Source organism: Vibrio sp. 10N.247.310.98, assembly GCF_041467395.1.
Taxonomy (GTDB): domain Bacteria; phylum Pseudomonadota; class Gammaproteobacteria; order Enterobacterales; family Vibrionaceae; genus Vibrio; species Vibrio crassostreae_C.
In genome coordinates this window covers 24,946-37,191 of sequence record NZ_JBFSUL010000052.1, presented here as the reverse complement: position 1 = coordinate 37,191, position 12,246 = coordinate 24,946, and the positions used below count along the sequence as shown (strand labels likewise).

General features: G+C 44.1%; 10 protein-coding genes. 4 read left to right on the top strand and 6 right to left on the bottom strand.

Features of this window, described 5'->3' with window-relative positions:
* Positions 1 to 126 precede the first annotated feature (126 nt).
* The gene (nhaC, locus tag AB6E78_RS17785; protein ID WP_017063453.1) at positions 127 to 1,563 is read right to left on the bottom strand and encodes a Na+/H+ antiporter NhaC; all 1,437 of its coding nucleotides are present in this window, start codon (positions 1,561 to 1,563) and stop codon (positions 127 to 129) included.
* Positions 1,564 to 2,063: 500 nt separating this feature from the next.
* Here nhaC and asd point away from each other — a divergent pair, with 500 nt between their 5' ends.
* Positions 2,064 to 3,182: an aspartate-semialdehyde dehydrogenase gene (gene asd / locus AB6E78_RS17780; protein WP_017629874.1), complete on the top strand. Its 1,119-nt coding sequence runs from the start codon at positions 2,064 to 2,066 to the stop codon at positions 3,180 to 3,182.
* Positions 3,183 to 3,334: 152 nt separating this feature from the next.
* Here asd and AB6E78_RS17775 read toward each other — a convergent pair whose 3' ends face one another.
* Together AB6E78_RS17775 and AB6E78_RS17770 are read right to left on the bottom strand one after the other, a co-directional pair.
* Positions 3,335 to 4,177, bottom strand: a complete 843-nt coding sequence (locus AB6E78_RS17775) for an ion transporter (protein ID WP_029235134.1) — start codon at positions 4,175 to 4,177, stop codon at positions 3,335 to 3,337.
* A gap of 149 nt (positions 4,178 to 4,326) precedes the next feature.
* On the bottom strand, positions 4,327 to 4,965 hold the full coding sequence (locus AB6E78_RS17770) for a YchE family NAAT transporter (protein ID WP_372128389.1): 639 nt from the start codon (positions 4,963 to 4,965) through the stop codon (positions 4,327 to 4,329).
* A 638-nt stretch (positions 4,966 to 5,603) separates the two neighbouring features.
* Between AB6E78_RS17770 and adhE the strand changes: the two genes are divergently transcribed.
* A complete protein-coding gene (gene adhE / locus AB6E78_RS17765) occupies positions 5,604 to 8,309 on the top strand; it encodes a bifunctional acetaldehyde-CoA/alcohol dehydrogenase (RefSeq protein WP_017061183.1) in 2,706 nt (901 codons plus the stop codon).
* Positions 8,310 to 8,495: 186 nt separating this feature from the next.
* Here the strand turns inward: adhE and AB6E78_RS17760 are convergent, their stop codons facing one another.
* From AB6E78_RS17760 to sodB, 3 genes are all read right to left on the bottom strand, one after another.
* Positions 8,496 to 9,179, bottom strand: a complete 684-nt coding sequence (locus AB6E78_RS17760) for an SDR family oxidoreductase (RefSeq protein ID WP_017070508.1) — start codon at positions 9,177 to 9,179, stop codon at positions 8,496 to 8,498.
* A gap of 278 nt (positions 9,180 to 9,457) precedes the next feature.
* On the bottom strand, positions 9,458 to 9,961 hold the full coding sequence (locus AB6E78_RS17755) for a VC2046/SO_2500 family protein (protein ID WP_372134015.1): 504 nt from the start codon (positions 9,959 to 9,961) through the stop codon (positions 9,458 to 9,460).
* Between the two features lie 247 nt (positions 9,962 to 10,208).
* Positions 10,209 to 10,793: a superoxide dismutase [Fe] gene (gene sodB / locus AB6E78_RS17750; RefSeq protein ID WP_372134014.1), complete on the bottom strand. Its 585-nt coding sequence runs from the start codon at positions 10,791 to 10,793 to the stop codon at positions 10,209 to 10,211.
* 269 nt (positions 10,794 to 11,062) lie between these two features.
* Here sodB and AB6E78_RS17745 point away from each other — a divergent pair, with 269 nt between their 5' ends.
* Together AB6E78_RS17745 and AB6E78_RS17740 are read left to right on the top strand one after the other, a co-directional pair.
* A complete protein-coding gene (locus tag AB6E78_RS17745) occupies positions 11,063 to 11,401 on the top strand; it encodes a Grx4 family monothiol glutaredoxin (protein ID WP_004741702.1) in 339 nt (112 codons plus the stop codon).
* A 98-nt stretch (positions 11,402 to 11,499) separates the two neighbouring features.
* Positions 11,500 to 12,129, top strand: a complete 630-nt coding sequence (locus AB6E78_RS17740) for a DsbA family protein (RefSeq protein WP_372134013.1) — start codon at positions 11,500 to 11,502, stop codon at positions 12,127 to 12,129.
* Positions 12,130 to 12,246 lie beyond the last annotated feature (117 nt).

Genomic DNA, 12,246 nt, shown 5'->3' with positions numbered 1-12,246 from the left:
CAGCTCTGAAGGATCCTTCAACCGATCGCTTTGGCTTTAACTGATCGGCATTAGCGCTCTAGGGCGCTCTTTTTGCATTTATCCATTAACGTTTTGAGTTACGTTCGAAAGCGTTAGCTCCTGAACTTAAGCTTGTTGCTTGCTTAACTCTGTTGCTTCTTCAGCTTCAAACGCTGGTGCTGTTGGTTCACACTTATCAACGAACCAACCCATGTAAGATGTCACGATAGTCACGATGATACAGATGAAGCTTAACCACATGAACGGTGCGTAAGACAGCGTCGCAACACCAAGAATACTCGCCATGTAGATACCGTTATCACTCCACGGAACCATACCCGACGTTAACGTGCCACCAAACTCAGCATTACGCGATAGGTTCTTACGTTTGTAGCCTAAACGGTCGTAGTTTTTCGCACAGATTTTTGGTGTAAGGATTAACGATACGTACATTGCAGAACCGAATACGTTACCCATGAAAGCCGTACCAATTGTGCTAGTCGCTAGTGAACCTGCGCTGTTTACGCGGCGCTCAAACACCTTAGCGATTGTCTCTAGTACGCCCACTTTATCCAGTAAGCCACCAAAACCTAGACCAAATACGATAACCGCAACTGAACCCAGCATTGAAGACATGCCGCCACGGTTAAGAATCGAATCAATAAACTCTACGCCAGATGAGATTGAGAACGGTGCCCAAGCCGTGTTGAATGCCGTTAGGAAGTCGATATCTTGGATCATGACTGCCCAGATAATACCCAGCAGAGAACCAAAACTGATGACCGGGAATGAAGGCATACGGAAAGCCAACAGACCAAGCACGATAAGTACCGGAACGAATGAGTAAGGCGTGATGTAGAACTGAACTTCCATTGCTTTGATTACAGAGTCTACTTGGCTCATGTCAACGTTGCCCGCGTAGTGGAAACCAAACGCAGTAAACATGATGCCTGTAATCACGTAGCTGATTAACGCAACTGGAAGCATGCCCTTGATGTGTTCAACCACTTCAACACCAGACATTGAAGAAGCCAGAATCACTGAATCAGAAAGAGGAGACATCTTGTCACCGAAGTAACAGCCTGACAGCACGGCACCTGCAGTAATCGGTGCTGGAACACCTAGGCCTTGGCCGATACCCATCATCGCGATACCTGCTGTACCCGCAGCACCCCAAGAAGTACCGGTCGCCAATGCAGTTAGAGAACAGATGATCATGGTCGCTAAAAGGAAGATAGAAGGGTGGATAGCTTTCAGACCATAGTAAATGATAGTAGGTACGATCCCGCCTGAGATCCAAGTACCAACAAGAGCGCCAACGGCTAAAAGTATTAAAACCGCGCCTAAGCCATTGGATATTCCTTTGAGTGCTGCTTTTTCTAAGTCTTTGTATTGGTGTCCAAGACGAATACCAAGAACCATGATAATGAACCAGCCAATATACAAGGCAAGTTGAATTGGAAGGTCAAGCTTTGCAGTAAAGGAAAAAGCAAGGGATAGAAATAGTCCTAACGCGATGAATACCTGCAATAGGTTCGGTAGGCGAGTTTTACTCTGCTTCATAAAAGCCTCTTGTGATTTCGAGCATTTATAGTGCTTCGTTATAGTGTGTGGTGCAAAACGGACACTACAGTAATTAGTTTATTATATCGAAAAAATACGCCCAAGTTGTGATATTTGACTGTTAACTCAATCAATTGTGGTTTCATAATCTAAATTTTTGTTACATTCATGATTGTTACATGTTGAAATCTGTCGCACGTTGTTTTCGTTTTGTAAAATAAAACTCTGATTAACCTTGGTTTAAAAGAGGGATTTACTGTTTGTGATGAGCGTCGATTGAATCGACTTTGGCGATGTAAATGTTTGAATTTGACGATAATGGACGCTTAATCAATGAGGTGGAGATGGAATGTCGATACAGAGATAACTGCACGATTCATTACGTTCACTTAAAAGAAACGAAAAAGTTACACTTTTTGACAAAAAGCACTTGAGTTCTGTTTCTGAAAAACTTATAGATGGGGGAGAGCAATTTTTAATTTATACATGGAGAGTGAGCGATGAGAGTAGGTCTAGTTGGTTGGCGCGGTATGGTTGGTTCTGTACTGATGCAACGTATGGTTGAAGAGAAAGACTTCGACTTGATTGAGCCTGTTTATTACAGCACATCTCAGATTGGTATTCCTGCCCCTGTTTTAGGTGGTAAAGATGCGGGTCTACTTCAAGACGCTTTTGATATTGATAGCCTAAAACAGCTTGATGCTGTGATTACCTGTCAAGGCGGCGATTACACATCAAAAGTATACCCAGCACTGCGTCAAGCAGGTTGGAAAGGTTACTGGATTGATGCAGCATCTACTCTGCGTATGGATGCTGATTCAATCATCACTCTTGATCCTGTTAACTTGGCTCAAATCCAGCAAGGCATTCACAGCGGCACCAACACGTTCGTTGGCGGTAACTGTACTGTGAGCTTAATGCTTATGGCTCTAGGTGGTCTGTACGAGAAAGGCATGGTTGAGTGGATGAGTGCCATGACTTACCAAGCAGCTTCTGGTGCGGGTGCTAAGAACATGCGTGAGCTGATCTCACAAATGGGTGTGATCAACGACAGCGTAAGTTCTGAGTTAGCAAACCCTTCAAGCTCAATTCTTGATATCGATAAGAAAGTGGCTGATACGATTCGTTCATCTTCATTCCCAACAGACCAATTTGGTGCTCCGCTTGCAGGCTCACTGATTCCTTGGATCGATGTGAAGCGTGAAAACGGTCAGAGTAAAGAAGAGTGGAAAGCCGGTGTTGAAGCGAACAAGATTCTTGGTCTAGATGGTCAGCCAATCCCAATTGATGGTACTTGTGTACGAATCGGTGCAATGCGTTGTCACGCTCAAGCACTAACGATCAAGCTTAAGCAAGACGTGCCAATGGACGAGATCGAAGAGATCATCGCAACGCACAATGATTGGGTTAAAGTGATTCCTAATGACCGCGACATCACGGCACAGGAGCTAACACCAGCGAAAGTAACAGGCACAATGTCTGTACCTGTCGGTCGTCTGCGTAAGATGTCGATGGGTAACGACTTCCTAAACGCCTTCACGGTTGGTGACCAACTACTTTGGGGTGCTGCAGAACCACTACGTCGTACTCTGCGCATTATCCTTGCTGAGAAAGCGTAATAGGCAAGATTGCTTAAATTCTATTAGCTAATAAACCGAAAGGGTTGACGACAAACGTCAACCCTTTTTAGTTTATTGCTACCTCGTTATTCGGCCCTCGAAACTGCCCTTAAATCTCTTCGAATCTCGCTACTCGAATCTCGTGTCTGCTTTTATTTCTCGTCGGTGACGACACGCTTGTCTGGATCCGCTAATTCGCTAGCACAGTGCTTGCAATACATGGCGTCTGAATCATGACCCGCTCGGTTACAGTTCGGGCACTTAACCAATTCTTTGTGCGAGTTCATCTCATTACTGAGTTCTGCAGTAATGATCCCGGTTGGTACTGCTAAGATAGAGTAACCCAATAGCATGGTCAGTGATGCTATGGCTTTACCAAGCGCGGTCTGCGGCACCATGTCACCATAACCTACCGTAGTGATAGTCACGATGGCCCAATAGATACTGTGAGGAATACTGGTGAAGCCATTGTCAGGACCTTCAATAACAAAGATCAAGGCGCCAAAGATAACCACCAAGATGCCGACGGTGCTAAAGAAGATCAGTATCTTTCGTCGTGCCATTAATAGTGAGCGCAACAGAATATTGGAATCTTGCAGGTAGCGAACCAGCTTTAGGATTCGGAAGATACGCATCACACGCAGCAGTCTCACCACACCCATAAATGAAGCGCCTGGGAAGATGATTGCTAGGTAGGTCGGAAGAATCGCCAATAGGTCAACGACACCATAAAAGCTGGTGGCGTAAGATTTTGGCTTTGGGGAGCAATAGAGCCTTAACAAATACTCAAGAGTGAAGAGTGCAGTGAAGGTGTATTCGATATAACGCAGCTGTTGTGACCATTCGGTCATCACATTAGGGATGGATTCTAAGATCAGAACCAACAGCGAAGCCAAGATTGCAACGATCAGAGTTATATCAAATGCACGTCCGGCTGGCGTGTGAGTACCAAAGATAATGACGTACAAATGATGCTTGAGTGGCTTGCGTGACATAAGGAGAGGTTCGTATTCTGTTAAATGCATTAACAGTCATTATACAAGCTTCATAATAACGAGGCGAGTGAAAGCCCAATTGCTTTACTCGTCTTATCTATATTTCAATATTGTTGCCCTTTATAGAGCAACCGAAATGCCGTTAAACGTTATGCCAAACCTGGGAACAGATTGCGTAGACCATTGGCGATGAACTCGATGCCCAATGCGCCAAGAATCAGGCCCATGATACGAGTGATCACGTTGATACCCGTTTGACCTAAAAAGCGAACGATAACCGGCGCTGAACGGAACAAAAGCCAAGAGCATGTTGCGAATGCGATGATACTAATGCCGATGCCGACCGTATCAATAGCAGCAGGGTAGCGAGACCCGTAAACAATGGTCGAGCTGATAGCACCTGGGCCTGCCATTAGCGGCATAGCCAGTGGAACAACACCGATTTGCTCTTTGCTGATGTATTCAGACTTCTCTTGTTTGTTCTGCTTATCTTCACCGAGCTTACCGCTCATCATCGAAAATGCGATGCTCAGTAATAGTAAACCACCTGCAACACGGAATGAGTCCAGCGAGATACTAAACATATCAAGCAGCATTTGCCCCGCAACAAGAGAGACAATGAGGATCACGGCAACAGCAAGGTTTGCTTGTAAGGCTGTCCTGTTCCTCTCTTCTGGCGGCATATGAGCAGTAAGAGAAACAAAAACAGGCATGATGCCGATTGGGTTTACGGCAGCAACAAGCCCAAGGAAGAATTGCATAAAAATTGCGAGTTCTAAGCCTTGCATGAGAGCGATCTCCAGTTAGCGTACTTAAGGTTGAAGGGTTGATCTGTGAATAGTTTAGGCGCGTAATGTAAGGGACAAACTCAATTTACGCGAATGAAAAAAACTAACTTGAAATGGGTGATTCTTTTTAGAAAAACTAATTGAATCTCACTTTTGTTTTAAGCCTGTTGCAAGCTAGTTGGTAGTGTTTCATTTTGTAATTTATTATTGAGTAACTGTTAACCGACGCACGAAATTAATAAAAATTATGTCAGAATCTAGCCCGTACAACGCTATGGATATACTCTCAGTAGCACGAATATAGCTGTATACATGTAATTTAACGGACTAAAAATGAAACTTTTTTACAGTTTATTACGCTATGTAGAAAAAAGTTGTCTGTTTGCTTGTTTTTTGTGCGAACGAAAAGTGTGAGTTTAATCTATATAAATCATGCTCTTAAGTTCATTTTTGCGATTGCCTTACTACTTTCTGGTTAATTCTTTTTGGGTAACTGATCTGGGTCAATTTTTTTCACACAGTGAAATAATATACTCAGCCCTGAAAGCAATTTACTAAGAACGCTGGTGTTTAAGGTTAACGGCAAGCAGCGAATTTAATAAAAAGTTTTTAATATTTATTATTTTAGGAGATCCACCATGCCTGTAACTAACTTAGCGGAACTTGATGCTCTAGTAGCTCGCGTTAAAGCAGCACAAGAAGAGTTTGCAACATTCTCTCAAGAGAAAGTAGACGCAATCTTCCGCGCAGCTTCTCTTGCTGCTAACCACGCTCGTATTCCACTTGCTCAACAAGCAGTTGCTGAATCTGGAATGGGTATTGTTGAAGATAAGGTTATCAAAAACCACTTTGCATCTGAATTTATCTACAACAAATACAAAGACGAAAAAACATGTGGCATCTTAGAAGAAGATGACAACCTAGGCACAATGACTATCGCTGAGCCTGTAGGTATCATCTGTGGTATCGTTCCAACAACGAACCCAACTTCTACAGCAATCTTCAAATCTCTAATTTCTCTTAAGACACGTAACGGCATCATCTTCTCGCCACACCCACGTGCAAAGAACTCAACTAACGACGCAGCGAAACTAGTTCTAGACGCAGCTGTTGCAGCTGGTGCTCCAAGAGACATCATCGGTTGGATCGACCAACCATCTGTAGAGCTTTCTAACGCGCTTATGAAGCACGACGGTATCGCACTTATCCTTGCTACTGGTGGTCCAGGCATGGTTAAAGCAGCATACTCTTCAGGTAAGCCTGCTATCGGTGTTGGTGCTGGTAACGTTCCTGTCGTTATCGATGAAACAGCTGACATCAAACGTGCTGTAGCATCTATCCTTATGTCTAAGACTTTCGATAACGGCGTAGTATGTGCTTCTGAGCAAGCTGCAATCGTAGTTAGCGAAGTATATGACGAAGTTAAAGAGCGTTTCGCTTCTCACAAAGCTCACGTTCTATCTAAAGCTGACGCTGATAAAGTACGTAAAGTTCTGCTTATCGACGGCAACCTAAACGCTAAAATCGTAGGTCAACCTGCTCCAGCAATCGCTGAAATGGCTGGTGTTAAAGTTCCTGCTGATACAAAAGTACTTGTAGGTGAAGGTCTTGGTAAAGTTTCTTACGATGACGAATTCGCTCACGAGAAACTATCTCCAACTCTAGGTCTATTCCGCGCAGATGACTTCGAAGACGCAGTTGCTCAAGCGGTAACTATGGTTGAAATCGGTGGTATCGGTCACACATCTGGTCTTTACACTAACCAAGATACTAACGCAGACCGCATCCGTTACTTCGGTGACAAGATGAAGACTGCTCGTATCCTAATCAACATCCCGACTACTCACGGTGGTATCGGTGACCTGTACAACTTCAACGTTGCACCTTCTCTAACTCTAGGTTGTGGTTCATGGGGTGGTAACTCTATCTCTGAGAACGTAGGTCCTAAGCACCTTATCAACAAGAAAACTGTAGCGAAGCGAGCTGAAAACATGTTGTGGCACAAACTACCTAAGTCTATCTACTTCCGTCGTGGTAGCCTTCCAATCGCAATGAGCGACCTAGAAGGTAAGAAACGCGCATTCCTAGTAACTGACCGTTTCCTATTCAACAACGGTTACGCAGATGACGTAGTTAGCTTGCTTAAAGCACAAGGCATCGAAGTTCAAACTTTCTTCGACGTAGAAGCGGATCCAACGCTATCTGTTGTTGAGAAAGGCGCTGAAGCAATGAAGAGCTTCCAACCTGACGTAATCCTTGCTCTAGGTGGCGGTTCTCCAATGGATGCTGCTAAGATCATGTGGGTTATGTACGAGCACCCAGAAACTCACTTCGAAGAACTAGCAATGCGCTTTATGGACATCCGTAAACGTATCTACAAGTTCCCTAAAATGGGTCAAAAAGCTGAGCTTGTATGTATCACTACAACTTCAGGTACAGGTTCAGAGGTTACTCCATTCGCTGTTGTTACTGACGACAAGACTGGTGCTAAATACCCACTAGCTGATTACGAAATCACGCCAAACATGGCTATCGTTGATGCGAACCTAGTAATGAACATGCCTAAGTCTCTAACAGCGTTCGGTGGTTACGATGCAGTAACTCACGCTCTTGAAGCTTACGTATCTGTTCTAGCGAACGAGTACTCAGACGGTCAAGCTCTTCAAGCTCTTAAGATGCTTAAAGAATACCTACCATCAAGCTACAAAAATGGTGCGGCTGACCCAATAGCTCGTGAGAAAGTACACAACGCAGCAACTATCGCTGGTGTAGCATTTGCGAACGCATTCCTAGGTGTGTGTCACTCAATGGCTCACAAAATTGGTGCTGAGTTCCACCTACCACACGGTCTTGCTAACGCACTACTTATCTCAAACGTTGTACGTTACAACGCGAACGATAACCCAACTAAGCAGACTGCATTCTCTCAGTACGACCGTCCACAAGCACGTCGTCGTTACGCTGAAGTTGCTGACCACCTAGGCCTAAGCCAAGCTGGTGACCGTACAGCTCAGAAGATTGAACGTCTACTGACTTGGTTAGAAGAGCTTAAAGTTGACCTAGACATCCCACTATCTATCCAAGCTGCGGGTGTTAACGAGTCTGACTTCATCGCTAAACTAGACGAGCTAGCTGTTGAAGCGTTCGATGACCAGTGTACAGGTGCTAACCCACGTTACCCTCTAATCACTGAGCTAAAAGAAGTTCTAACAACTTCTTACTTCGGCCAACCATACGTTGAAGGCGAAACTTTCGAAGGTACTACAGTTATCCTTAAGAAAGCAGACCAAAAGCCAGCTGAAGCGAAAGCGCCAAAAGCTAAAAAAGAAAAAGCTAACGCATAATAAGTAAGCATTAGTTTTGAGATAAGTTTTCGCTAGCACGATACTTATCTATCGGGAAAAGATGAAAGCCCCAGTCGAGAGACTGGGGCTTTTTTTATGTTTGGTTCGTTTGTAAAACGGATTGAGAGGCAATAGCTCTGCTACTTAATATGAGCTGAGCCAGTCATGTTCAATTGGAATAGGGAGTTAAACCTCTGCCGCGACAACTCGCCCACTGAAGTAGTCATTCGAGACAATGTATTCGGTTGTTCTGGTCAGCTCGTCTTGCAGCTGCGCCCAGTGACATCGGTTGAGCTTGCCATCGGAGTTATGAACGGCGGGAACAACGCCACCGACTCGAATGCCAAAGGGAGTCAGCTCTTTCGCCCAACTATGGGTAAAGCCAGTGATCATTGAGTTTGCGCTCTCTAAGCCAGACACATCGTGAAAGTCATCATGAGATATCACATTCACAATCACGCCTTCCTTATCTTCCTCTCGCAATCTCTCAGCACTGATTTGCCCAAATGCGAACAGGGTCGATGCCATCGATGAGAGATCATTAATAAAGCTGCTCACAGGCTGATCGCCAATTAGGCTAGGCATTGGGGAGCTTATCCAGTTATTGACCAGCACATCGGGTGTCGTGTTGAAGGTGGTTTGAATAAAATCATATACGCTGAGAATCGCTTGGCTGTCATTGCCTTTGAGCGTGTAGTGGTAAACAGAGTCAGAAAACCGGGCACACTGTAGATACGTCGCTCTAAGTGCTTCCGTGTCTTTATCACAAAGGATGACGGTGGCTCCAAGGTTAACAAAGTGGTTCGCAATCGCCCCCCCCAGTCGCGAGCCGGCAGATGTCACCAATATGATTGAGCTTTTTATTTCCATCCCAGTACCTAAACAAATCGTCCATGTCGGATAAGGATGGGTTAAAATTTATACAACGGGTGTGAATTGGTTCAAACTAAGGTGTGCCAATTAATAAGTTTTTATGAAGTTAGTGGCACGTCACATTTTGTAGTAACTTCAAGCGGTAACCGACATCAGGTGTTTTTAGGTTGCCTAAGGCTAGTGGTTCATATCATTCGTGTGAATACTTTGAAGTGTGCGAGTTAGTCGAAGAAGAGCTATGGATAGACAGCGAAAAAGGGAAAGGTAGGCGACCGCTATACTTGAGCTTGAATTTGATACTGACGTTGCGCGGTGGTTAGCTCATTGTAGAGCGTGGAATGTGGCAAATCAGGTAAATGCTTGTTTGCGAGTTTGCGTCGGTCATGACCAGAAAGGTTTTGGTAAACCTCTTCGGGTAAGTCGGCTGTATCTTCAGGCATGAAGGCAAGCGCTTCAGGTTTCAAGTAATGGCTGAGCTTGGCGCTGGCAAGGCTAGCTTGATGAAAATGATTAGATTGCTGAGCTGAAATCTCATATGAAGACTGGTTTGAACGCAGTTGTTGAGGTTCTGCTATGCCAAATTGTTTGCGCAGGCGATCTTCATTTGTCTCTGTGATTTCAATGGTGTCAATTGGCGTGCAATCACGGATATCATTAGAAAACATAGATAACAGCAACGCGAAATCTGCACGGCGACCTTGCTCAACCGCTTGGCTGATCCCGATGCCGAACTTCAGTTCGTTGATGATTCCTGGTTTGCCTAAAGTATGTATTTGCATGTCGCCTCTCATTGGATACACCTTTAACGGCATGGAGTCGGCAAACTTTAGTGTTTAATTACAGGCAAATAGAGAATTTATGTAGGGTTGGGAAGAAGGCTATCAATAGTTCGAGAAATAAGCGCTATTGGCGGGTTTATTACGAAATGTTTAGATTTTGTGGAACACGACAGATACAAAAAAGCTCACGCCGAGGCATGAGCTTTCAATAGATAACTCGCTATAAATAGCGCAGCGTAAGCAATAATTACTTAGCTAGGTTCTCTTCTACGAAAGACCAGTTTACTAGGTTCCAGAATGCAGCCATGTAGTCAGGGCGAACATTGCGGAAATCGATGTAGTAAGCGTGTTCCCATAGGTCAACAGTTAGAAGTGGAGTAACACCTTCTTCTGTTAGAGGAGTAGCAGCGTTAGAAGTGTTAACGATGTCTAGAGAACCGTCAGCTTTCTTAACTAACCAAGTCCAAGAAGAACCGAAGTTGTTGATTGCTGAATCAGTGAATTTCGCTTTGAATTCTTCGAAAGAACCGAATCCAGCGTTGATAGCTTCTGCAACAGCGCCAGTTGGTTCGCCGCCCGCTTTAGGAGCAAGACAGTGCCAGTAGAACGTGTGGTTCCAGATTTGAGCAGCGTTATTGAAAACACCACCAGTAGAAGTCTTAACGATCTCTTCTAGTGTTTTGCCTTCAAACTCAGTACCTGGGATAAGGCCGTTTAGCTTAACAACGTAAGTGTTGTGGTGCTTACCGTGGTGGAAATCTAGCGTTTCTGCTGAGATGTGTGGTTCTAGCGCGTCTTTCGCGTAAGGAAGAGCCGGTAGTTCAAATGCCATTGCTCAATTCTCCATTGATATGAAAGAGTTAACTCTTTCGATTGCTTCCAGTGATATTATTATTCATGGCTCGCTATACTGCCAACCATGGTCAATTTGCTGACTTGCGATATAGTTTAGCAAGTTTTTACTTTATTAAAAGCTTATTTCATTACTTTTGTGTGAATTGTTAGCTTAGCTTGTTAACCGCTTTTTTTATATGGTTTTTATTCTTTTAGTTTGGGGTAGAATAAAGGCAATAAAAGCCGTAATCCATTAACGAGGAAGCAATGGAAACTATCGATAAAATCAAACAGCAAATTGAAGAAAACACTATTCTACTGTACATGAAAGGTTCTCCTAAGCTACCTAGCTGTGGTTTCTCTTCTCAAGCGTCTCAAGCTCTAATGGCATGTGGCGAAAAATTTGCTTACGTAGATATCCTACAAAACCCTGATATCCGTGCAGAGCTTCCTGCTTACGCACAGTGGCCAACTTTCCCACAACTTTGGGTTGAAGGTGAGCTAATCGGTGGTTGTGACATCATTCTTGAGATGTTCCAAAAAGGCGAACTTCAGCCAATCATCAAAGAAGCAGCGGCTAAAGTTGCTGGCGATGACGCTGAATAAGTTCTAGCCTTTGCGCTGAATAGTTAAAATGAGGGGCCTTAATCAGGCTCCTTTTTTGTTTGAATTGATCGAATCATTGACTCGATAAGGAATGAACAATGAACGTAAAACTTCATTATGTGCATGATCCAATGTGCAGCTGGTGTTGGGGTTACAAGCCAACACTTGAGTTATTGAAACAACAATTGCCTGCGAGCATTGAGTTTAACTATGTAGTGGGTGGTTTGGCCCCGGATTCTGATGAGCCAATGTCAGAAGAGATGAAAGGCAAGCTGCAAGCGATTTGGAAGCAGATCGAAGCTAAGTTGGGTACTGAGTTTAACCATGATTTTTGGACAGAGTGCCAACCTGTTCGCAGTACTTACCCTGCGTGCCGTGCCGTGATTGCTGCAGGTTTTCAAGACCACTACGAAGCGATGCTTGAAGCGATTCAATATGCTTACTACCTTCGTGCGATGTTGCCACATAGCCAAGACACACATTTGCAGTTGGCTGAAGAGCTAGGTATGAATGTTCAACAGTTTGAAAATGACCTTTCTAGCAAGTTATTGGAAAGTGAGTTAGATGACCAGCTAGGCTTTAAAGAAGCGATGGGTGTATTTTCTTACCCGACCTTAATGCTTGAAGTGAACGGCATCTTTAGTGAAGTTGAATTGGATTATCATTCAACGGAAGCGACGCTTAAGTCTATTCGCGAAATTTTAGTGAGTAATGCTCCCGCTGCGTAATTCAGCGAGAGTCATCTGTATTCGCAATGATTTCTAAGGCTTACTCATCAGAGTAAGCCTTTTTTGTTTGGTGTCGCTAGTTCAATGAGAGTGAGCGGAAGGAAGAGTAGAATGAAT

What these genes read in the sequence shown, in the direction of transcription:
- asd (WP_017629874.1), top strand. Translation starts at nt 2,064, where the DNA reads ATGAGAGTAGGTCTAGTTGGTTGGCGCGGTATGGTTGGTTCTGTACTG.
- sodB (WP_372134014.1), bottom strand. Translation starts at nt 10,793, where the DNA reads ATGGCATTTGAACTACCGGCTCTTCCTTACGCGAAAGACGCGCTAGAA.
- AB6E78_RS17770 (WP_372128389.1), bottom strand. Translation starts at nt 4,965, where the DNA reads ATGCAAGGCTTAGAACTCGCAATTTTTATGCAATTCTTCCTTGGGCTT.
- AB6E78_RS17745 (WP_004741702.1), top strand. Translation starts at nt 11,063, where the DNA reads ATGGAAACTATCGATAAAATCAAACAGCAAATTGAAGAAAACACTATT.
- AB6E78_RS17775 (WP_029235134.1), bottom strand. Translation starts at nt 4,177, where the DNA reads ATGTCACGCAAGCCACTCAAGCATCATTTGTACGTCATTATCTTTGGT.
- nhaC (WP_017063453.1), bottom strand. Translation starts at nt 1,563, where the DNA reads ATGAAGCAGAGTAAAACTCGCCTACCGAACCTATTGCAGGTATTCATC.
- AB6E78_RS17760 (WP_017070508.1), bottom strand. Translation starts at nt 9,179, where the DNA reads ATGGAAATAAAAAGCTCAATCATATTGGTGACATCTGCCGGCTCGCGA.
- adhE (WP_017061183.1), top strand. Translation starts at nt 5,604, where the DNA reads ATGCCTGTAACTAACTTAGCGGAACTTGATGCTCTAGTAGCTCGCGTT.
- AB6E78_RS17740 (WP_372134013.1), top strand. Translation starts at nt 11,500, where the DNA reads ATGAACGTAAAACTTCATTATGTGCATGATCCAATGTGCAGCTGGTGT.
- AB6E78_RS17755 (WP_372134015.1), bottom strand. Translation starts at nt 9,961, where the DNA reads ATGCAAATACATACTTTAGGCAAACCAGGAATCATCAACGAACTGAAG.